The 21,581-nt window shown below is 50.9% G+C and carries 17 protein-coding genes; 10 read left to right on the forward strand and 7 right to left on the reverse strand.

All coding sequences use genetic code 11. The annotated features are described in order from the left end of the window. Nucleotides 1-281 precede the first annotated feature (281 nt). The 5 genes from JMI88_RS08595 (at nt 282) to JMI88_RS08615 (ending at nt 7,124) form a co-directional block, all read left to right on the forward strand. The gene (locus JMI88_RS08595; RefSeq protein WP_201361400.1) at nt 282-1,151 is read left to right on the forward strand and encodes a phytanoyl-CoA dioxygenase family protein; all 870 of its coding nucleotides are present in this window, start codon (nt 282-284) and stop codon (nt 1,149-1,151) included. A 697-nt stretch (nt 1,152-1,848) separates the two neighbouring features. After that, nucleotides 1,849-2,916 (forward strand): BMP family lipoprotein, encoded by a 1,068-nt coding sequence (locus JMI88_RS08600; protein WP_201361401.1) that lies wholly within the window; start codon nt 1,849-1,851, stop codon nt 2,914-2,916. A gap of 308 nt (nt 2,917-3,224) precedes the next feature. Further along, nucleotides 3,225-4,568 (forward strand): ABC transporter permease, encoded by a 1,344-nt coding sequence (locus JMI88_RS08605; RefSeq protein ID WP_201361402.1) that lies wholly within the window; start codon nt 3,225-3,227, stop codon nt 4,566-4,568. Between the two features lie 2 nt (nt 4,569-4,570). Next, entirely contained in the window at nt 4,571-5,518 is a 948-nt protein-coding gene (locus JMI88_RS08610) for an ABC transporter permease (RefSeq protein ID WP_236022866.1), read from the forward strand. 13 nt (nt 5,519-5,531) lie between these two features. After that, complete coding sequence (locus JMI88_RS08615) at nt 5,532-7,124, forward strand: ABC transporter ATP-binding protein (RefSeq protein ID WP_201361403.1); 1,593 nt, start codon at nt 5,532-5,534, stop codon at nt 7,122-7,124. A gap of 270 nt (nt 7,125-7,394) precedes the next feature. Here JMI88_RS08615 and JMI88_RS08620 read toward each other — a convergent pair whose 3' ends face one another. After that, complete coding sequence (locus JMI88_RS08620) at nt 7,395-9,374, reverse strand: serine/threonine-protein kinase (protein ID WP_201361404.1); 1,980 nt, start codon at nt 9,372-9,374, stop codon at nt 7,395-7,397. Between the two features lie 282 nt (nt 9,375-9,656). Between JMI88_RS08620 and JMI88_RS08625 the strand changes: the two genes are divergently transcribed. Next, entirely contained in the window at nt 9,657-9,977 is a 321-nt protein-coding gene (locus JMI88_RS08625; protein WP_201361405.1) for an MFS transporter, read from the forward strand. 590 nt (nt 9,978-10,567) lie between these two features. Here the strand turns inward: JMI88_RS08625 and JMI88_RS08630 are convergent. Then, nucleotides 10,568-10,825: a hypothetical protein gene (locus JMI88_RS08630; RefSeq protein WP_201361406.1), complete on the reverse strand. Its 258-nt coding sequence runs from the start codon at nt 10,823-10,825 to the stop codon at nt 10,568-10,570. 328 nt (nt 10,826-11,153) lie between these two features. On the opposite strand from JMI88_RS08630, the gene JMI88_RS08635 reads away from it, so the two are divergent. Then, the gene (locus tag JMI88_RS08635) at nt 11,154-11,342 is read left to right on the forward strand and encodes a type 2 periplasmic-binding domain-containing protein (RefSeq protein ID WP_201361407.1); all 189 of its coding nucleotides are present in this window, start codon (nt 11,154-11,156) and stop codon (nt 11,340-11,342) included. Here JMI88_RS08635 and JMI88_RS08640 read toward each other — a convergent pair whose 3' ends face one another. From JMI88_RS08640 to JMI88_RS08650, 3 genes are all read right to left on the reverse strand, one after another. Continuing rightward, nucleotides 11,343-11,906: a TetR/AcrR family transcriptional regulator gene (locus JMI88_RS08640; RefSeq protein WP_201361408.1), complete on the reverse strand. Its 564-nt coding sequence runs from the start codon at nt 11,904-11,906 to the stop codon at nt 11,343-11,345. It lies immediately after the preceding gene. A 233-nt stretch (nt 11,907-12,139) separates the two neighbouring features. After that, complete coding sequence (locus JMI88_RS08645) at nt 12,140-12,784, reverse strand: ThuA domain-containing protein (RefSeq protein WP_201361409.1); 645 nt, start codon at nt 12,782-12,784, stop codon at nt 12,140-12,142. 208 nt (nt 12,785-12,992) lie between these two features. Beyond that, a complete protein-coding gene (locus JMI88_RS08650) occupies nt 12,993-13,634 on the reverse strand; it encodes a thiamine diphosphokinase (protein WP_201361410.1) in 642 nt (213 codons plus the stop codon). Between the two features lie 374 nt (nt 13,635-14,008). Between JMI88_RS08650 and JMI88_RS08655 the strand changes: the two genes are divergently transcribed. Further along, complete coding sequence (locus JMI88_RS08655) at nt 14,009-14,527, forward strand: DUF1003 domain-containing protein (protein ID WP_373323801.1); 519 nt, start codon at nt 14,009-14,011, stop codon at nt 14,525-14,527. 386 nt (nt 14,528-14,913) lie between these two features. Next, the gene (locus JMI88_RS08660) at nt 14,914-17,385 is read left to right on the forward strand and encodes a hypothetical protein (protein ID WP_201361412.1); all 2,472 of its coding nucleotides are present in this window, start codon (nt 14,914-14,916) and stop codon (nt 17,383-17,385) included. Nucleotides 17,386-17,492: 107 nt separating this feature from the next. Here JMI88_RS08660 and JMI88_RS08665 read toward each other — a convergent pair whose 3' ends face one another. Further along, nucleotides 17,493-18,296 carry an aminoglycoside adenylyltransferase domain-containing protein gene (locus JMI88_RS08665; RefSeq protein ID WP_201361413.1) on the reverse strand — a complete coding sequence of 268 codons (804 nt, stop codon included), beginning with the start codon at nt 18,294-18,296 and terminating at the stop codon, nt 17,493-17,495. Between the two features lie 308 nt (nt 18,297-18,604). On the opposite strand from JMI88_RS08665, the gene JMI88_RS08670 reads away from it, so the two are divergent. Next, complete coding sequence (locus JMI88_RS08670) at nt 18,605-20,623, forward strand: hypothetical protein (protein ID WP_201361414.1); 2,019 nt, start codon at nt 18,605-18,607, stop codon at nt 20,621-20,623. Between the two features lie 26 nt (nt 20,624-20,649). On the opposite strand, the gene JMI88_RS08675 is transcribed toward JMI88_RS08670, so the two are convergent. Beyond that, complete coding sequence (locus tag JMI88_RS08675) at nt 20,650-21,561, reverse strand: LysR family transcriptional regulator (protein ID WP_201361415.1); 912 nt, start codon at nt 21,559-21,561, stop codon at nt 20,650-20,652. Nucleotides 21,562-21,581 lie beyond the last annotated feature (20 nt).

A 21,581-nucleotide genomic window follows, 5' to 3' on the forward strand; every position in this document is an offset into this window, starting at 1 on the left:
TATTGGCGTTCAGGAACAGGTCTGGGTATACTTGTTCCTATCGGAATCATCTTTTGAGAGTGTTTGATTCCCGTAGTATCCGCATTCACTGTGCATGGGTTTGTGCGCCTCCCGTGCTCAGGATGTCCTTTCATAGCTAGTGCAGCAGGCGCGCATTTGCGCGCCTGCTGCACTAGCTATGAAAAAGAGATTGGGGACGCCTGCGTTCCCCAGGTCCAGGAGCGCTCTGATTCCCGAATCAGACACTTTCTTACATGCTTGTTGCAACAAGGAGGTAGTATATGCAACTTACCGAGGAAGAACTGCTTTTATTGCCGACGGACGAAGAGGTCGAATTTTATCGTGTTCATGGCTATTATAAATCCAGACCGCTCTTTACGGCCGCCGAGATCGACGCGGCGATCGCAGGGAGTGAGCGCTACTACGCAGGCGAGCGCGACTTTTCTCTGCCAGCGGATGTGCGAGGCTGGCGGCAGGAGCATGGGAATGTCTTGCGCAAAAACGACTATGCCTCGCTGCAAAATCGAGAACTGGCAGCCCTGGTGCGCAAGCCATTGCTGGGCGCGGTCGCGGCCCGTTTATGTGGCGCCCCCATTCGTCTCTGGCACGATCAATTGCTCTATAAACCCACCAGCAATCCTGACAAAGCAGTCAATGTAGGCTGGCATACCGATCGTGGTTACTGGAAGACCTGCTCTTCAGAAAAGATGTTGACCGCCTGGATTCCATTCCATGATTGCGATGAGCGCATGGGCACCATCACCATGATTGACCAGAGCCATGAGTGGCCTGACAATACGGAGGGGCTGGATTTCTTCAGCAATGATCTGCAGGGACTGGAAAAGAAATTTAATACGGGCGGCCGTCCCGTGGTGAAAGTTCCGATTGAACTGGCTAAAGGCGAGGTCAGCTTCCATTCCTGCCTGACCATTCATGGTAGTGGACCCAATCTCACGCCCAATCCTCGCCGCTCTATCGCCGTTCATTTGCAGGATGAAAGCAATCGCTTCCAGGCCTATCATTTTGCTGATGGCACCCTGGCCCGCCATCCCAATGACCTGCTTTGTCGCCGCATCGAACGGGATGGACAAACATACCCCGACTACACAGACCCCGCCATCTGTCCCCAACTCTGGCCACGCAAAGATTAGCGCCTGCGTTCCCCAATCTCTTTTTCATGGCTGGTGCAGCAGGCGCGCAAATCCATGCTTAGTGCATGCGGATGCTACGGGAATCAGAGACTCTATTATTAATAGGGGGTGTAGAAAATGCGCAAAGCGCATTTTCTACACCCCCTATTAATATAAGCTCGGCCGCGTATGTGGACGTCTGCAAGGAAGCGCCTTATCACCATAGCGATGGGAACGAAACGCATTCCAAGCAAACAAGCAGTAGTAAATTCGGTATAGAGATATCTTTTTTCATCCACAATTTGCTATAGTAAATTGTGAGAAATATACACATCTGTACGTATATATCTAATGGAAATGGCGGTTTACCTGGTTTTGATGCTCAATACAGTGGCGGTCCGCGCTCTATACATGCGTCTGGCATCGTGCATTGCTGCTGGTGTTAGAATATGAGCATTGCCGGGTAGTCCTGACTCACATATATTTCAGACATATACCGTGTGGTCATATGCCTATATACGTTGTGGTCTGCTTGGATTTATAAAGGTAAAGGAACACCTCTTTTGCACGCTAGCGTTTTAGGCATAGTTTTAAAGGGGGGTATCGGTTTTCATTACTTTATAGAGACGACGTACGAGTGCTGTTTTGCGCATTGTACGTATAAATGACATTATTTTTTCGCAATCTCTTTGGAAAACAAAGAAAGGATCCTACCTCTATGAGAAGGTCTGGCATTCCTAGCCTGTTTGTCTCGCTATTAGTTTTATGTGGTATTCTGCTATCTGCCTGTGGCGGCAGCGCTCCCTCTACTTCAGGTGGCAACTCTTCCTCATCCGCCCCGAAATCCGTGACCCTGGTTACTGACATTGGTGGCTTGAACGATCAGAGCTTTAACCACTCAGCCTATATCGGTTACTCCAAAGCGTTGGATGAGCTTAAATTCCGTCGCCAGGTTATTGAATCAAAGTCTCAGAACGACTATGTTGGTAACCTGACCCGTGCCGCTCAGACCTCTGACCTGGTGATCGGTGTTGGTTTCTTGATGGCAACTGCCATGGATCAGGTAGCAAAAGCCAATCCAACCAAATCTTTTGCTTTGATCGATGCCTGTCCTTCGGATGCCAAGGGCAACTGTGATCCTTTAAAGAACGTTGCTCCCCTGTTTTTTAAAGAGCAGCAGGCTGGCTGCCTGGCCGGTGTTGTTGCTGGCCAGATGGAAGCCCTGGGCAAGAGCAAGGTGAGCAAACTGTTGGGTAACAACACTATTGGTGCGGTTGGCGGTCAGCCAATTCCTCCTGTTGATCACTATATTGCTGGTTACCAGTTCTGTGCCAGGAAGGTTGATCCGAACGTCACCGTCAAGGTGAGCTATTCAAATTCCTTCGATAATACCGCCGCATGTCAGGATATTGCCAACAACCAGATCGGCACCTACAAAGCCGACATCATCTTCCAGGTGGCCGGTGGTTGTGGCGTTGGCGCCTTGCAGGCTGCCAAAGCTAAAGGCGTCTATAGCATCGGTGTGGATAGCGACCAGTCCCATGTGAATGATAGCGTGATCACCAGTGCTGTCAAGCGCGTCGATCAGGCTGTGTATGTCACCATCAAAAATTTTGAGGCTGGTAAATTCAGCAGCAATCCTCCAGCTTTCGACCTCACCAATGACGGCGTTGGCTATGCTCCTTTGAGCAGCCAGGTACCCGCCGAAATCAAAACGACGGTTGACAAGTATATCCAGGACATCAAATCAGGGGCCTTGCAGGTACCAGATACCGTCCAGAAGTAAGTGTAGGCATCTGAAATTACTGTAAAGGTGACATGAGTGGCGCTGGCTTTCACTCTATCTTTGGATGAAATGTCAGCGCCCTTGTCCTTTTACCGTAGGTTCAGGCCTTGCGCCCGATTTCACCTCGACGCACGTTCGGGCCTTGCGCCCGATTTCACCTCGACGCACGAAAATGTACGCGTAGGTTCGAGCCTTGCGCCCGATTTTTACCTCGACGCACGAAAATGTACGCGTAGGTTCGGGTATAATGCGGTATAATTTCGTCAATACCATGTTTTTTTCTCTGTATTGCGCGCAGGAGGAGCCATATGGCAATGCCAAAAGTGCAGCGCAGGACTTCGGCTCCTGCGTCACGGTTAGCCAGGTGGATGCAACAGTTTAGAGCCGCGCTGGGGCGGCCGCTGATTGCAACCCTGGTAGCTTTTGTTCTGGGTGGGATCATTGTAATGATTACTACGCCAGGACCACTGGATAACCGTTTTATTACTGCTGTTTCAAGTTATTATTATCTTCTACTGGGGTCTTTTGGAAGTATTCAAAGTATTTCTTTTACCCTGGCGAAAGCGACTCCGCTCATTTTCGCTGGCCTGGCGGTGGCCATTGCCTTCCGGGCCGGGCTCTTTAATATCGGTGCCGCTGGTCAATTAACTGTTGGCGCGATGACTGCTGGTATCATTGCTTTCAAGTTATCAATGTTGCCCGGTTGGGTGCTGGTGCCTTTGATGTTGCTGGGCAGTATCGTGGCAGGCGGCTTCTGGGGCGGCATCGTTGGTGTGTTGAAGGCCTGGCGTGGCGCCCACGAAGTGGTTACCTCGATTATGTTGAACTGGGTTGCGTTCTATGTCTGCGCCTACCTGGTCGAGGGACCTTTCCAGGCTCCTAAGTTATCGCAGCAGACCCTGCCTCTGCCCAGTCAGGCAATTATCCCATCATTGGCCGTGTTCTATAACGAAACGTTGGGGACCTTTCTACCGCAGATTCCTGAGCCTGCCCAATATACTGTTGACGTTGGCCTGCTCTTTGCCTTTATTGCCCTGGTCTTCTACTGGTTTATCACCGCACGCACCACTTTTGGCTATGAGTTGCGGGTGATTGGACGCAATCCTAAGGCCGCCAGGTACGCTGGTATTTCAGTAAGAAAAAATATTGTGCTGGCCATGGTTCTGGCTGGCGCCTTCGCCGGTCTGGCTGGTTCTGTGCGCTTGATGGGCCAGGCTCCTTACCAGTTGATCAGTTCTGCTTTTGCCACCGACTCTACCGGCTTTGATGCGATTGGCGTTGCATTGCTGGGGCGCACAGCCTCTGTGGGTGTATTGTTGGCCTCGCTGCTCTTTGGTGGTTTACAGGAGGCGGGACCTTATTTACAGGGATATGTGAATGTGCCGGGCGACATCATTACTATTATGCAGTCGCTGGTACTGTTTAGCATTGCAGTCGAGTACTTGCCTTCATTCCAGCGTTTCATTCCAAACTTTCTGTCCAGAAGCTCAAAGCCTGCTCTGGTTCCAGGTTTGACCGATGCTGAAACCTCTAAAGCTACTGCTGGCGTAACGGCTGAGTCTGAGCCAGTGGACGCAAATGGCAATGAATCAACGGGCAAGGGTGCTGAAACGGCTGGTTCAGCCCATGCACCACTGGGTCAGGAGGAATAATCGTGTTTTTCCAGATACTTGCGAAGGTTTTAATCTCGTCCAATTTCTGGCAGGCGTCCTTGCAATTTGCGGCCCTGCTACTGTTGCCAGCTCTGGGCGGTTTGATTTCAGAGCGTAGTGGCGTAGTCAACATTGCGATGGAAGGCATGATGTTGATTGGTGCCTATGTGGGCGTTATGATGGCGATTGCCACTAACAATGTCTGGCTGGGTGTGGTAGGTGCCATGATTGCGGGTGGCCTGTTTGCCCTGGTGCATGCTATTGTCTCGATTCACTTTATGGCCAATCAGATTATCAGTGGTATCGCTATTAACCTGGCAGCCCTGGGTTTAACCAATTTTCTATTGCCTATTCAGACTCAAGGGCAAGGTATTAAAGCGCTGGATGATGCGCTGCGCTTGCCCCAATTGCACTGGGGCCCCCTGGCTAATATCCCTTTTGTTGGTCCGGTGCTTTTCCAGCAAAATATCATCTTCTATATCGCGTTGGTAATTCTGTTTGCCATCCACTTCTTGCTTTTCCGCACCAATATTGGTTTGCGTATTCGTGCTGTTGGTGAGCATCCCCATGCGGCTGATACCGCTGGCGTGAATGTACGTCTGATACGTTACCTGTGTGTGATTAGTAGTGGTTTGCTCTCTGGCCTGGCTGGTGCTTTTTTGTCCTTAGGTATTGCCGGGATTTTCAACCAGAATATGACTGCCGGTGCGGGCTATATTGCTCTGGCTGCTGTTGTTTTTGGCAAATATTCCCCCGTTGGTGCAGCTGGTGCCTGCCTGATCTTTGGTCTGGGTGAAGCTTTGAGTCCGCGCCTCCAGGATACCGGCATCTCGGCAAATCTGCTGAGCACCCTGCCTTATCTGTTGACCCTGATCGCCCTGGTGGGCCTGGTTGGCCGTACGACAGCGCCTGCTGCCGATGGTATACCTTACGAGCCAGCATCAGAGTAGGAGGAATGGATTCATGCAAGAGAGTACTGTAATCACCCGACCTGAGGAAGGTTCGGCACCCTATGCGGTCGAGATGCGCGATATCTACAAAGCCTGGCCGGGGGTAGTGGCGAGTAACCATGTCAATCTATTGGTGAAGAAGGGCGAGATTCATGCCCTGGTGGGCGAGAATGGCGCTGGCAAGTCGACATTGATGAATATCCTCTATGGCATTGTCAAGCCAGATAGTGGAGAGGTGCGCATCAATGGCAAGACTGTACAGATCGCGGGTCCACGCGATGCGATCCGCCTGGGAATTGGCATGGTACACCAGCATTTTATGTTGATCCCTCCATTGACTGTGGCCGAAAACATTGTGCTGGGTAGTGAGCCCGGTGGTCTACGTGGGACTTACGATCGCCAGCGTGCCCGTAAAGAAATTCAGAACTTGAGTGCACGCTATGGTCTGCCAATCGATCCTGATATGCAGGTCGGACAGCTCTCCGTTGGCCAGCAGCAACGCGTCGAGATCCTCAAGATGCTCTATCGTGGCGCGGACATTCTGGTGATGGATGAGCCAACGGGAGTGTTGACGCCGCAGGAGACCGATGAGCTGTTTGCGGTGCTGCGCGACCTGGTCAAGCAGGGAAAGACCATTATCTTTATTACCCATAAGCTGCGCGAAGTGCTGGACGTGACGGATTCAATTACTGTCCTGCGCCGTGGACAGAATGTGGGAGAACTGATCACTAAAGAGACTAATCAGCGCGAGATCGCCCGGGCTATGGTGGGACGCGATGTGTTATTGCGCGTCGAGAAATCGCCCGCCCATCCAGGACCCGTGATTTTGCATGTGCAAGATCTGGAGGCCAAATCGGACCGTGAGTTAGCGATTCTGCGCAAAGTGAGTTTTGATGTTCATGCTGGTGAGATCCTCGGCATTGCTGGTGTGGAAGGCAACGGTCAGACCGAGCTGGTAGAGGTGCTGACAGGTATGCGCAAGCCGGCGGGCGGCCAGATTACCATGGCTTCGGTGGTGGACGGGAAGGCCGGTCGGGCGAGGAATATTACAGAGATGGGTGCGCGCGGTGTACGTATTGCTGGTATGTGTCACATTCCAGAGGATCGGCGTGAGAGTGGCCTGGTGATCACCGAATCCATTGAGGATAACTCTATCCTGGGGCGTCATCGCTGGAAGCAGTTTGCCTGGCGTGGCATAGTTTTGCATCTCAAGAATATTGCCAGCTGGGCCGAAAAGCTCATCAAAGAGTTTGATGTACGGACCCCTTCGGCTACGGCCGCTATGCGTACGCTCTCCGGTGGTAACCAGCAGAAATTGATCATTGCCCGCGAGCTGAGCACCGATCCGATTGTGCTGGTCGCCTCGCAGCCCACACGCGGCGTGGATATTGGCGCCATCGAATTTATTCACCGCCAATTGATCGAACAGCGCGACGCCGGCAAAGCTGTCCTGCTCGTCTCGGCCGAACTGGACGAGATCCGCTCCCTGTCGGACCGCATCGCCGTCATGTACGAAGGGCAGATCGTCGATATCGTCTCGTCCGACGCCACCGAAGAGGAGCTCGGCATCCTGATGACTGGCGGCCATCACGAAGCCGCCTCATAAAATAATCGAATAAACGTAGGTGCGCCTCTTGCGGGCGCTTTTACCTTGCCTGCTCGAAAAATACATAAGAATGATGGTATGCATTGGAGAAATCGCTCCCTATCACCTCTTTTGGTACGTTTTCGAGTGAGAATTGAGGAAGCGCCTGCAAGGGGCGCACCTACGAGTCGTTTTTCTTGTTGCTTTTAATATCTTGTTGCGCGTGTAAATTTCTATTTTCCTCCTGGCTCTGGCGTGTGATATTGGAGGGGAATACGGTGGGGCTAATCACTAGACAGCCCACACCTGCACAGTTTTGTCAGGGCTGCCAGAGGCGATGCGTTTGCCGTCGGGAGACCATGCCACAGTGAACACTGAATCGGTATGTCCATGATAGGTATACACATTCCCTCCACTTAGCGCATCCCACACCTGCACAGTTTTGTCATCGCTGCCCGAAGCGATACGTTCACTATCGGGTGACCAGGCTATAGAATCCACTCCTTTTGTATGTCCACGATAGGTATACACACTTTCCCCACTTGTCGCATCCCACACCTGCACGGTTGAGTCACCACTGCCCGAAGCGATATATTTGCCGTCAGGGGACCATGCCACGGTGAATACTGCATTGGAATGCCCATGATAGGTATACACATCCCCTCCATCAACTGCGTTCCATACCTGCACAGTTTTGTCACTACCGGATGAGGCGATGCGTGTGCCATCAGGCGAGCTGGCTACGGCGTACACATTATCGCTATGACCAGAGTAGGTATAGACCTCTCCACCACTTGTCGCGTCCCATACCTGTACGCTCTGGTCGCTGGCCGAAGCGATGCGCTGGCTATCGGGCAACCAGGCGAGTGCGTCGAAACCAGTATCAGTATTTTTGCTATAGGTATATACCGAAGCTTGACTGACAGCGTTCCATATCTTCACTTTAAAACCCGCCGAAGCGATATATTTGCCATCGGGGGACCATGCTACGGCGGCAACCAGACCAGGATTATGCTTGTTTGTATATACGTCTTCTCCATTGGCAGCATCCCATACCCGTGCGGTAGAGCTGTCATCGGATGAAACGATGCGTGTGCCATCAGGAGACCATGCCACAGCGCGTACAGTATCAGTATGTCCATGATACACATAAGGAAGATGTGAGAGATATGAGTCTAAAAGCAACGCTCCACCACCGCCAGCAGCCGCCAATACCCCTACGGAGGCCAGACCGATTACGATTGTCCGTCGCGAGAATTTCTGCCCCGGTGTCGGTTTGGCTGGTGATGGGGGGATTGTCGCAGACGGTGGCATCAATCGATTGGCTGCTACGTTGGGATTCATTGGAACAGGTGGATTGCTATTGGCAACCTCTGTTGGATCTTGATGCATAGCAACTGGTGGGGCATATCTTGTCTGTTCAACGGTCTGTTGAGAAGGTTGCCAGGTTGAAGCGCTCGCTTCTTGTAGAGCCGTTGCAAACAATTGTATGCTACCGAAGCGATCATTGGGATCTTTGGCCAGTGCCCTCAAGATGACCTGTTCAACCTCGACGGGTAAAGTTGGCACCTTCTGACGTAACGGTGGCGGTGGCGTCATCATATGTTTGGCGAAAATTTCAGTATATGAGCCATCGAAGGGAGGTTCTCCACAGAGCCATTCATAAACCACGGCACCCAGTGCGTACTGATCGCTCGCGGCGCATGCATGAGCCTGAATCTGTTCCGGTGCTATATAAGGAATTGTTCCTACTGATGACTGTGGTGTCGTCATTGATGAGGTACTATGGGCAATTGTAGCAACTCCGAAGTCGCTGAGAACCACTTCATTACGTGATCCAATGAGCATATTTCCCGGTTTGACATCACGATGAATGAGTCGTTGATTGTGGGCATATTGCAAAGCATCGGCAATCGGCTTGACAATGGTGACCACTTCAGACAGAGGAACACGGGTCCCTTTGGGGTACCACTGGCGTAATGTTCCCTGTGGAAGATAGTCCATGACCAGAAAAGGGATACCATGCTGAACGTCGAAGTCGAGGACACGCACAATGTTGGGATGATTAAGGGCGGCGATAATTTGTGCTTCTCGCTGGAAATTGGCGATTTCTTGTTCGGAAAGATTCGTGTGCAAGATTTTGATTGCCGCCTGCCTTTGTAGGCGTAGATGGTGTCCCAGATATACTTCGGCAAAACCGCCTCTTCCTAGCAAACGATCCAACTGGTAATTGCCAAACTGTTGCCCTTCTCGATTCTGTTGTGCGGCCATTCCTTATATGCTCCTCCTTGAGAAAAAATATGAGTCCTGTTCCTTCTTATGCGAGCTTATGAGAGAAAACTTTTCCCATTCAAGCATTATAACATTCAGAATCTAGATAATTTTATATAAAAAATGGAATGCGAATTTTTATGTATTATAATGGCGATGAGAGTGATTTGATGCTTCAAGCCGATCTTGAATCGACGCCCTTCCCGAAGGCCTGTATTTAGCGGTTGTCTCTCGCCTGCTCAGCGCTTCCGCCTCCTCATCGTAGAGGTAGCGCAGCCTTCAATGACCAATCCTTTTTACATGAAAGACAACGAGAAAGAAAGCAACATGAGCCTGGCCTTCTTTATCCAGGGCATGGCTTTTACTGTCCTGGGGCTGGCCTGGACCAACTCGTTGCAGGAGTTTGTGCCCTCTAACTTGCTGGGCCGCGTCTCCAGCATTGATGTCCTGGTCTCTTCGGGCTTGCTGCCCATCGGCTATGGTCTTGCTGGCATTGCCGCCGATCGGCTTGGCGCCGCGCCAGTCTTTATGCTGGGCGGAGCCATCGCCGCCACCATCATCACCCTGGGGCTGCTGCACCCAACTGTTCGCGCCGTCGATTAAATCAGAGCTGTTACCCACATCGATGCGTCAGGTGTTGTAGCGTTCCTGGTGCAGGATCTCTGTCAGAGGTTTGCGAGCATCTTTTCTGAGCGGGCGGCCCTGGCGTGCTTTTTCATCGGGATAGCCGAAAGAAATGGCCGTAATTTGAATGATACTATATATAGTAAAGATTAAAATGCATATTGAGCAATTTTTTTGATGTCTAAAAGGCCAGAGCAGTCCTATCTAAGTGTGTGTCTGAAAGCCGGACGTTTCGCGCCTTCGGCTCCCGATGCTACGCGCTTACAGCGCTCAAAAAGTCTTTGGCGTGGACTTTTTGCGCCTGCTGAAGCCCGTCAACTGTCCTGGGTGCAGGAGAACCTTGATTTCTATGAGGCAGCCTTACAAGCTATACAGCAGCTACGTGTACGTATACGTATACGTACATGTAGCTGCCGCGTTTGTGGAATTGCTCATTTGGAAAATTCCACCCTGGGCGGTTGTATTGATTGCGGCTGTGCTGGCAGCATAATGCAGCTCCTCTAATGGAGGAGCCGGGGAGAGAAGATGTCCGGGATGGCTGATGGTCAATTTCAGAGCATATATCTGCACTACAGCTTTAAATAGACATAATCGGCGAGGTTGAAAAGTTGCTCGGTTTTGGTACCGCTGGTGGGATCAGTATAGCTCAGGAACACGAAATCGCTATCGCGGCGCACCCCCAGTACGCGTACCTCTTGCTGCATGACAATAATGACATTGTCGCGTACAACTGTCCGTACATTTCTCCAGGCGTAGGTTGTCTGCTGGCGCGCAAACAGGAGTTGCTGCTGCTCCTGACGCTGTCGTGATATTCTCTTCTCGACCATTCATCTCTGCTTTCTGACAGGAATGCATGCTGTAATTATCTTGTTAGCATGCCCGGTTCCTAAAGACTGTTGATGGATAGTGCCAGGAAACATCTGCCATCTACCCTTACCAGATCTCCTGAAAAGCCCCAGCGCAACTTTTAGCTGTACAGATTTCCCTTCTTTTATATTATACCAGTTTTTTCAATAAATTACCCCATCCCATGCCATCTCGTCCCTTTTTAGTTGCCGCCCATAGGTTCGAGGCTTGCCCTCGATTATCGCGCCAGGTCGAGCGGGAATGTGAGCAGGGTGCTGACGGTGATGAAAATGGCCAGGGTGAGCAGCGATGTGCCCAGGACGCGCCATCCTGGGCTATGCCTTTATCTCGCAGTTGACGATTGAGCTCGAAGTGGCCACCCAATGCTTAAAACATATCCCGCTGTCCGGCTTTGAGTTGCAGCGACCGCTCTACCTGATTTTCTTGCGCCGCCAACGCTTTTCTAAAGTGGCCGAAGCCTTTCTGCAGCTACTTTAATTATTGTTCCCTTGGTAAAAGAGCAGCCTCGTTGGTCGGACGTGCGATGAGCTCTTCATAGATATTGCCCATTAACTCAATGGGATAAGGCATGTCATGGTCCAGCCACCACTCAATAAGGGCGATGGAAGAAGCCACAATATGATAGGAGGCAATTTCAAGCGGAATGATACTGCCGGGCCGTGGACCGCTCTCGCTAATGGTGGTTTCTGTGGCTGCCTTGAGGAGCTGCTGGCGCAGGTTCTGGGTACCTAAGAGCGCGCGAACGACTTCATTATGCTCTTGCACATAGCGGAATATCAGTGCTCCTGTGCTGCCTGGACCATTGGTGGGTTGAGCTGTGCGTAGTAAGCTAACCAGTTCGATCAAGACCACATCCAGCACATCTTTTAGCAGTTCATATTTATCTTTGTAGTGCCGGAAGAAGGTCGCATAGCCAACATCTGCGCGTTCGGTGATATCTCGGATCGTCACAGCATCAAAACCTTTCTCCAGTGTTAGATCGATTAATGCTGTGGCCAGACGATGTTGCGTTCGTCTAATTCTGCGATCCTGAATCCCCATGTTGTTTCCCGTCTAGCTGTATGATTGTGCGCATTTAGCATACCACATCCATGCATAGAGAGGAATAGGCACATTAGTGCTGTTGTGTTGTTTCGCTTTGCGGACGGGTGCGTCCGCGCCCGAGCCCTTTTTTATGGGTTACAGGAAATGGACTCCTGCCCATTTCCTGTAACCCATGTTGTTTTTGAGCATCTCTGGTGCGTAATCATCTATATGTTTTTGCTGTTTTTTGATTAGCGACTGGCCCAGAGCATGCCGCGCTGCATGATGGTTAATGCTTCGGGAACGTCAAAATCGGTACGTACATGACCTAAGGATGAGTAGAAGACGCGGCCTTTGCCCCATTGTTTCTTCCAGACGACTGGTACGACGCTGCCGTCGATCCACTCGGCGTATTGGCCGTTGAAGGTGGTGGTGGCCAGTACCTCGATTTTGGGATCGATATGCATATAATACTGTTCGGAATGCATCTTGAAGTCGGATAGGCCAGCGGTAATCGGGTCATCATGGTTTACGATGTTGACCGTATAATCGATGATATTGCCCGGGTGGGCTACCCATTGTCCACCAACCATAAATTGATACTCTGTGTTGTTGCGGAAAGAATCTGCCATGCAGCCATGCCAGCCAGCAATACCAACACCGCTTTTGACTGCTGAAAGCAACCCTTGCTCTTGTTCACGGGTAATGGTTCCCATGGTCCAGATCGGCACAATTAAATCTAAGGCCTGCATCTTTGCTTCGTCACAATAGACATCCAGGTTGGTGGCTACTTCTACCTCGTAGCCCTGTTCGCGCAGAAAAGGAGCAAAGAGAGCAGCTCCTTTCTCTGGCTCGTGTCCTTCCCATCCTCCCCAGACAATCAGTGCTGATTTCATTCTGCATTCCATTCTATCAAGTTTTTCGTTGAACTTGAAATATAGCCTCTGCTCATAAAAAAATAGAGGAAGTTGATTTGTTCCACTATCGTCATTATCATTGCTGTACTTCGAACGAAGTACTTGATGTGGTCTTTTAAAAAGTATAGGGTTCACCTGCGCGTTTGTCAACGTAACGCGAGTGCTGTCAGGATGGTGCAGGCAACCATCAGTGCCTGCTGGTATGGATCAGGATGAGCATTCCCTGTTCGATGGTGACGCTGGCGCGCTCCTGAAGGAGTTCGTTGCTGATGCCGCGCGGGGTGCCGAGCCGCAGGCTTTCTCCATGCAGTGGATAAGCCAGATTCGTGGTGGTGATGGCTGTTACTTCGGGTGTGATGGGGAAGAGGGAGAGGAAGTCGCCTGGCTCGCCCACGATTTCGCTCTGGCCGGGACCCTGTAGTAGCCAGCAGGTTGTGGGTCCGTCGATGATGCGAATGGAGAGCTCTGGAAAGCCACTGAGCAGGAAGGTATTGGCTAGCGTATGCTCAAAGCGTGGTCCACCCAGCGCGCCCAGTAGTGTAATGGAACTGGCCCCGCGCTTTTTTGCCTCTAGTAGCGCCAGTTCTGTATCCGTTTCATCTTTCTGGCTAGGAACACGTACAATCTTGCTTCCCAACTGTTGTAGCCGTGCCAGTTGTTCGCTGGTTAGAGAGTCAAAATCCCCTAAAATCATGGCAGGAATGCAGCCGTACTCTAAAGCTGTGGCCGCTCCGCTATCGGCAGCTAAAATCAGGTTGGCGGTCTGGATGGCCTGGCGCACTGCCCGGCTCGAACGCAATGTACCGCCAGCAAAGATTACAATGTGCATTCCTTTTCCCCATGTTGAGTCTGGTTTTCTTCTCAAGAATGTAGCACAGTATTATTGCTCTGTCTAGCATTTATTGGTATGGTATAAAGGGTTGAGTGCGGCGTTTATTTTAACGATTAGACTCGTGCTGCAAACCTGGCAGTTTATGTACCATATGCCATATGAAAGATGCCATATCGATATGAGTGTGTAGCTGGATATATGCTACACAGCATGGCGGCAATTTTTTAAGGAAGGATTCAATCATGGATATGATTTCTAAAACTGACACTGGATCTTCAGCCGGGAAACGGGAACAACCTGTTAACTCTCCTTTTTCTCATCTAGATGTTACGCAATGGCGCTTTCCGAAATTTGCGCATAAGCACCCCCCGATCATTAATGTCAATGAGGCCCATGAAGAAAAATTGACTGCGGGTGCCAAAATTGCCGATGCGGTGGCTTCGACCGTGGGAAGCTGGCCCTTTATTATTATGCAATCAATCATTTTGTTCTGCTGGATTGTCTTGAATGTTGTCGGTTGGATCAAAGCCTGGGACCCCTATCCTTTTATTTTGTTGAACCTGGCATTGTCCTTTCAGGCGGCTTACGCGGCCCCGTTTGTGATGATGAGCCAGAATCGGCAGGCGGAAAAAGATCGCTTGACAGCGGAAAATGATTATCTGACCGATTGTAAAGGCGAAGAAGAGTTGCGCAATGTGATGGAGCATCTGGATCATCAAGATCATATGATTATCCAGCTATTAGAGCACATTGAAGCTCAGCATGAGCGTATTGAAGCTTTGCATCAAATTATTCTGCAGCGCCTGGAGTTGGCGCCTCCCGAAGTTGTCAAAGCCGCCATGCTGGCGAACGAACCACCTTCTCAGGACACGCCAGATCAACAGCAATAATTTTCTCTGACTACATAAAAGAGCACAAGGACCGCGAGCCCGTTCTCGCGGTCCTTGTGTTGTTCTCCACTTTCTCCTCGCCTCACGCTTCGCTCCTGCGGAGCTCAAAAGAGGTTTATATGTTAGTGCAAAACAGGCGCATCCGCGCCTGTTTTGCACTAACATATAAAAAGAGAGTGGGGACGCCTGCGTTCCCCAGGCCCAGGGGCGCTCTGCTTCCCATAATTATGAGAAGCAAACGCTGCCTCAGGCTGCTATATTACTTAATAGCTCTGCTATTGTTGCTTCTTATTTTTTCGAGCTCTTTATACTGGATGTGGATTACCCTGATTGCTCTTTGGGCTGTTTCCCGGGTGGAATTGAAGGTAGAAAGAAAGAGTAGTGTAATGAAGCAACCAGAGCATATAGAAGTTAAATCTCATGGTAGGCGTTCCCGGCCACTTATACTCCTGCCTATTTGTGTGCTATGTCTCTTATTGTTAGGAAGCCAGTTGCTGGCAGGAAGTACCCTGATGCCTCATGCGGCAATTGCTCGCGGCGTGACCAAGCAGGCTCATTCCTCCAAAGTGATCAAGATTCCTGGTCATGCCAATCACCTCGCTGGTAAAATGCAGCAACATGCCAGGCATGCGGCTAAACATGGAAAACAGCAACATGTCAGGCATGCGGCTAAACATGGAAAACAGCAACATGTCAGGCATGCGGCTAAACATGGAAAACAGCAACATGTCAGGCATGCGGCTAAACATGGAAAACAACAACACCAGCATACGAAAGCGCACAAGAAACAGGTGAAGGCGGGCGTGCCAACGGAGACCCCTACCGCCAGCGCGACACCGTCGGTTCCCGCGCCTGATCTTTACATTCGCCAGTTACGTATGGGCGAATCCCATTTAGATGTCGGTAAGAAACTGACCTATGTCCTATTTTCTGGCAACACTGCCGGCGCGGCCAGCGTAAGCAAGCAAGGTTCTATTGTAATTATGGATGTTGTGCCGTTGGGTCTGACAAATTTAAGTGTGCAGGGCACGCATTGGAAAATTAGTCTTAGCGACACGGTTAGCCCGGCTGTTATGACGGCCACTTATGACGGCTCCTATCCGGTCAAGGACGATACAGTGTTGCCGCCAATTTTCTTTGCCGGAACGTTGACCGCTGATGCTGGGCCCTCTATTACCAATACTGCCACGATTGATGCGCCAAACGATACAAACGCGCTTGATAGTATCGTCACGGATACTGTTTTTGTTGGCGCAAATCTGCCTTCGACCTTTGTGGCGGTTGACGATTCATCGACAGGTACCCCCGTTTCGTCTACTGCAAGCGCGACGCCATCGCTGACAGCGGTCGCAACCGTCGACCTGGCTGCCACGCCCTCCTCTTCAATGACTGCTACGGCAACACCTGCAATGACGGCGACGGCAGAGCCTTCAGCGACAGTAGCGGCCACGCCTGCAATGACGGCGACGGCAGAGCCTTCAGCGACAGTAGCGGTTACACCTGCAATGACGGCAACGGCAGAGCCTTCAGCGACAGTAGCGGCCACGCCTGCAATGACAGCGACGGCGACGCCGAGTCCCACACCGCTCGTAACGCCAACGCCTGCAATGACAGCGACGGCGACGCCGAGTCCCACGCCGTCTGTGATGTCAACGCCGATGGCGAGTCCCACGTCTCGTGTGATAGTGCTGCCACCCTCTGCTCCATTAACTGAGGGGACCGCTACTGCCACCGCTGGCGCTACTTCGTTTAAGGGACCTGATTTGACTATCTCGATCAGCAGACCAGAAGCACCGGCTGGTGATACATATGCCGTTGGTCAGCAGGTGAGCTATGTATTACAGGTCAACAATACTCAGGGACCAGAGAATCAAATTGTGTCGGTGTTTGATATTGCTGCAGTTGGTATCAGTAATGTCACCTTTAATGCACCAGGATGGACGATTGGTGCCTCGAACACAGTTGGACCTGTCGCGTTGTCGGGAACCTTCGATGGCCCTTATCCTATTGCTGCCGGCGCGAGCCTGCCGCCGATTACCGTGAGCGGCATCCTTACCAGCGCCTCTGGACCACTGTTCTCTAATGCAGCGGCGGTAACATCTAATGATGACCCGAATTCATCGTCCAATATCAGCGTAGATTCTATCGTGGTACAATCTGCTGGCTCGGCGACGGCGACGGCCACTATGACCCCGACTGCTGTAGGCGTAGCAACGCCGACGGCTGCGGGAGCAACAACGGCGACGGCCGTGGACGTTGCAACTCCGACGATTGTTGCTGAGGTTACCTCAACTGCCACAGCGGTTACAACAGCGACCTCAACAGAGATGCCGGTTGCGACACTTCCATCAGCTTCGACGAGTGCGACTATGGTCACTACCAGACTAAATCAGAGTAGAGCTGCCAGGAGCATCTCAAAGCGGAAGTCGGGCATCACTCTAGCTATCGTAAACTCTAACCTGTATGGGAATTATGCCCTGGTACATGGTCCGGTGAAGCTGGCCCTGGTGGTGGGGAATACGGGGGATGCTAGAGCTGCTGTACATCCCAGTGCTATTGTTGTAGATGAAGTTATCCCGTTGGGATTAAGCCATATCCAGGCGCAGGGCAAAGGCTGGCGTATCTCACTGAGTAATACTATCAGTCCTGCGATCATCCACGCGCAGTACATAGGTAATCCTGCGCTTGCACCAGATATAGCTTTGCCACCTATCTCTATTACCGGTGAGCTCAACGAGGAAGCCGTGCCCATCTTAACCTCGACCGCGGCGGCGAGCGTTCCTGATGTCAGTGATAGCGACAATATCACTGCTTCGGATACACTGTTAGTACGGAACTCATTGCAGCAGGCTCGCTGATCGGTCCAGCCAGTTTCAAGTGAATTTATAGTAGTTGCAAAAGCAGAAGGAAGATGCCAGGCGCGTTTAAGCATTTAAACGCGCCTGGCATCTTCCTTCTGCTTGTTTTATGCTTGTTGCCACTCATGAATATAATTATCCATATAAGTAGTAAATCTGTCCAGTAGCTCTGGCTCGAATTTACGCTCGGCGGAACGGCCGCGATAAATGTCCAGCGCCAGCGTAATCAGGCCGATAAACTCTACGGGGAGAGTGGTCAGGCCATAGACGCCACCTTCATCTTTTGAGTAAATATGGCAGGATTGAAGGTAGGCATGGATACGGCATGTGTTGAGCAGAAAATAGACGCTATTGCTACTTTTCGTTTCGCGCGCCCCATAGTAGTCATCAATAATGGCAGCTATATAATGCTTAATTGGTATTTCCGGAAAGATCTGCTGATGCTCCTGTCCATAGAGGGTAATGCCGCGCTGCTGTAAGATGGTGATGTGAGCGTCTAGATCGATATCGGTCCCCCGGCGTTCATTCCAGTGCTGCCAGGCACCATTGACCAGCTCGGCCTGATTTTGCTCGCGCCATGTCTCGCTGTAGTGTAGATCAAAAGGCAGCGGATGTTGGTAAGGATTGATTTGCTCGGCGACCAGGAAGCTGATTTCAATTGGATGGGGCTGATTGGAGGCTTGCAAAAGTTGTAGCACGAGCTGGCGTTTCACAAAGACACTCAATGCCTGTTGGGTCACTACCAGCATATCAATGTCGCTGCGGGTAGGATTAAAGCATCCCATTGCCAGCGAGCCATGGAGATAGATACCAATCAGCTGGGTGTCTAATATGGTGCGCAAATTTTCACAGAACGTATTTATCTGCACACGGGTGGCAGTAGGGCAGGTTGCCCAGCTATATTGAGCCAAAGCGGTACTATAATCCTTTCATTTGCGTTTTAAGGATCACTGATATGTATATGTATAATATAAGCTATCTATCAGTATTCTGCAAATCATTTATGACACAAAGAGCAAATTGTGATTAATATGATTAACATTTATGAAAAATGTATAATTCTCATAAGAATAAACGAAAAAATTAAAGAAGTACTTTAGGCTCCAGGTGTGTTATAATAGGCCATAAGGTATACAAAGATAGTAGTTTTTTATATCAAAAAATTTTAACTTACTATGATTTTTGTACATATTGAAAGTGATATAGTGAGGGGGGCGAAATGGCGAGTAGAAGTTCAGATGATTTTTCAATATCCGAACAAAATGATGGTAATCCCGTTCAATCAACACACAATAATCCTCACGTTGCGATATCAAAAACGTTGCCCAATCTTTCCCAGGCTGATATTCGTGCGGCTGCAGGCCATCTTCATGCGGCGTTTTCGTCAGCGGCCAATCACGAGGTTCAATTATATGATCCAGGTGTTATGCGCAGCCTCTGGCTAGAACAATACTGTGGAAAAATAGTGGCAGGTCTGGTGTTGCTCTTTTTTGCTGCCTGGCTGCTGCTCTTTGTGTCGCTTCCACTGTCAGCTAAAAGTTCGGTTAGCGTTTATGTGGAGTATGCGTCACAGGGCATCGGTGGCTGTCTGGCGCTGCTTTTCCTGTTGCGCATGTTGGGTCTGAAGCATAGACTCAGGCGTAAATTGCGGCATGTGCTGGCGGAGACATTGCTATCCGAAGAGACTGCGCTTATGCTGCACGTTGAGGCGCAGTCTCTGCAGGCAGCGAACATTATGTGGGGCCTGTTTACGCTTGGCATATTGTTGTCTCTGAGTGGACAACTGCTCTGGATAGGTACTGTACAAGGTCTGATTTCTTTTCAAGACAGCTATCGCTGGCCGCTGATCCTGATGTACTGCTTTTTATATGCTGGTATCGTGCTGCTGGCCCGTAAGCACGGAGCGTTGCAGGGACGCTTACGGCTACTGCTGGACTTTCTGCTTATTAGCAGTGCGCTACTGATTCTCTCCTGGTTTTTTATCCTGAATCAACTGTTTGTGTCCATGCATGGCGCTATTTTTGCGCGCGTGTTGTCTGCCTGGTTGCCAATCAATGATATTGTGCTGGTGGTTCTGGGATCTGTTTGTCTCTGCGGCATCGCTGTTTCTGAGCAGCAGGAAAAGGTTTTTTTGCGACTCTTCTGGGGCATTTGTCTGCTGGCATTCAGTGATAGCCTCTGGTCATATGAAGCCCTGCACCATGATACACATCTAGAAGTGATTCGCGCCATCACCAATCCACTGGGCCTCCTCTTGATTGCGCTGGCAGCTATCAAGCATCCACAAATGATACTGGAGGAGCGCCAGCGCTTGCAGCAACGTCTGCGTAGCTATGGGCGGCAGTTTACTTTCTCAATGCGCTCTACCTCTTCTTCTCTGCTGGTCCTGGTGGTTTGCGCCATTTTAAGTACCGTGATTGCTGCGCAAGGCGGTCAAACCTTATGGCTGGCGATTGGCAGTTCGTTTGTCTTGATGGTAGCTCTGGTGGCTCGCCAGACTTTGAGCTTGATAGAAAATACCAGGCTGCTACGGCAACTGCAGCACGCGTTACTGCTGACACAACAAGAGCTCAGCGAGGCACGACACGTAATAGATCAGATCGCTCGTGAAGCCCAGGAGAAACGAGCCGTCGAAGATGCGATCGGAACCTTACGTAATGCCCATGCTATGCTGGCCCGTGGCGATTTCTCTGCCCGTGCTATTGTGCCTGCTGGTCCCCTGTTGCCCATTGCTATGAGTTTTAATCTGATGGTCGAACGCCTGAGCACATTGAAGCAGCAAACGGAAGCTTACGAGCACCTGCGCAATGAATGCCAGGTATTGCGTAGCGTGGTTGAGCATCTCTCAATGGGTGGAACGCTCGCGTCCGTGCAAGAGATCTGCCAGAAATCGTCAGAATTAAGGCCGATTTTTCTTACCCTCATCTACTTTCAACGCCAGCAGCAACAACAGTGGTATGCTCAGATGCAGACCATGGAAATGATTAAAACGCAACTTCAGTACCTATCTGATGGCATTGTGGCGCTGGATGAGTATTCATTTTCCTCCCCCACTGACCGCCTGACCTTTGGCCGCTTAAAAGGTACATTCGAGCACCTGAAGCATCCTCTGGAACAGCTTAAGCAGCGTGTAGAATATCTGCATGTGCAATTTGTCACACGTGACTTGCGTGCGGCTGTGACTAGCACACCTCCTCCAGAGAACGATGCTCAAACCGAAGTTGACGATAAAACATAGCCTATCAAAAAAAGATCCCCTGATCTTCAAGGGAGGCTGCGTGTTTCTTCGCGCAGGATGCGCAGAAATTCATTGGCGGCAGTGGAGAGGGTCCCTGTTCGCTGATGCTGTATGACGACGCTTTCTCTATGCAGATTTGGATTGGGATGAAGCCCAAGTTCGACCAGCGTTCCTGTTTGGAGTCCGTGGCGCGCAAACGAGCGTGTCAGGAATGCCGTTCCGATACCGTTGATCAACAGGTCATAGGCTGTCTGCGGTGGAACTTCGACGATCGCTTGTTGTGTCGCCAGATGATGTGCCTGCCAGTAGCGAGCTTCCAGGCTCCAATCGATGGCGAAGAATGGATCACTCCTGGCTGCCAGTTCCGCTATGCTAACCTGCTGCTGGCGGGCCAGTGGATGGTTAGCGTGGGCCATAGCGATCAGCGGCTCGCGCACCTGTAAAATGGTCTGCATTTCAGGCAAGAAAAAGGGTCCGGTGACGAGCCCGAACTGGATAAAGCCCTCGTGAAGCATTTCTACGATTTGCTGATTGTGGCCGGTATGCACGGCGATGTCCAGTTCGGGTTGCTCTCTGTAGAGGCGTGCGAGGGCGGTAGCGAAAAAGCCGGTGGTCTGTGTGGGCGACGTGCCCAGCATCAGTTGTCCTTTTCTACCCTGTAGCGTATGCTGGGCGCTCTCCAGACCGGCAGCCATCGCCTGCAATGCCTGGCGAGCGTGGGGCGCGAAATTCTTTCCTAGCTCGGTCAATTGTAAGCGCTGGCCCCCACGAATAAATAGCGCGCCACCAACCTCTTGCTCCAGCGCCTGGATGCGCAGGCTGATCGATGGTTGTGAAATGTTTAATCGGCGCGCCGCTTTGCTAAAGCTACCCTGTAGCATAATTTGATCGAAAGCCTGCAGTTGATTAAGATCCAATGGTCTGGCCTCTTGTTCCATAAAAAATTCTCATAATCATT

The sequence above is a fragment of the Dictyobacter formicarum genome (assembly GCF_016587435.1).

What these genes read in the sequence shown, in the direction of transcription:
- JMI88_RS08595 (WP_201361400.1), top strand. Translation starts at nt 282, where the DNA reads ATGCAACTTACCGAGGAAGAACTGCTTTTATTGCCGACGGACGAAGAG.
- JMI88_RS08600 (WP_201361401.1), top strand. Translation starts at nt 1,849, where the DNA reads ATGAGAAGGTCTGGCATTCCTAGCCTGTTTGTCTCGCTATTAGTTTTA.
- JMI88_RS08605 (WP_201361402.1), top strand. Translation starts at nt 3,225, where the DNA reads ATGGCAATGCCAAAAGTGCAGCGCAGGACTTCGGCTCCTGCGTCACGG.
- JMI88_RS08615 (WP_201361403.1), top strand. Translation starts at nt 5,532, where the DNA reads ATGCAAGAGAGTACTGTAATCACCCGACCTGAGGAAGGTTCGGCACCC.
- JMI88_RS08620 (WP_201361404.1), bottom strand. Translation starts at nt 9,374, where the DNA reads ATGGCCGCACAACAGAATCGAGAAGGGCAACAGTTTGGCAATTACCAG.
- JMI88_RS08625 (WP_201361405.1), top strand. Translation starts at nt 9,657, where the DNA reads ATGACCAATCCTTTTTACATGAAAGACAACGAGAAAGAAAGCAACATG.
- JMI88_RS08630 (WP_201361406.1), bottom strand. Translation starts at nt 10,825, where the DNA reads ATGGTCGAGAAGAGAATATCACGACAGCGTCAGGAGCAGCAGCAACTC.
- JMI88_RS08635 (WP_201361407.1), top strand. Translation starts at nt 11,154, where the DNA reads ATGTGCCCAGGACGCGCCATCCTGGGCTATGCCTTTATCTCGCAGTTG.
- JMI88_RS08640 (WP_201361408.1), bottom strand. Translation starts at nt 11,906, where the DNA reads ATGGGGATTCAGGATCGCAGAATTAGACGAACGCAACATCGTCTGGCC.
- JMI88_RS08645 (WP_201361409.1), bottom strand. Translation starts at nt 12,784, where the DNA reads ATGAAATCAGCACTGATTGTCTGGGGAGGATGGGAAGGACACGAGCCA.
- JMI88_RS08650 (WP_201361410.1), bottom strand. Translation starts at nt 13,634, where the DNA reads ATGCACATTGTAATCTTTGCTGGCGGTACATTGCGTTCGAGCCGGGCA.
- JMI88_RS08660 (WP_201361412.1), top strand. Translation starts at nt 14,914, where the DNA reads ATGAAGCAACCAGAGCATATAGAAGTTAAATCTCATGGTAGGCGTTCC.
- JMI88_RS08670 (WP_201361414.1), top strand. Translation starts at nt 18,605, where the DNA reads ATGGCGAGTAGAAGTTCAGATGATTTTTCAATATCCGAACAAAATGAT.
- JMI88_RS08675 (WP_201361415.1), bottom strand. Translation starts at nt 21,561, where the DNA reads ATGGAACAAGAGGCCAGACCATTGGATCTTAATCAACTGCAGGCTTTC.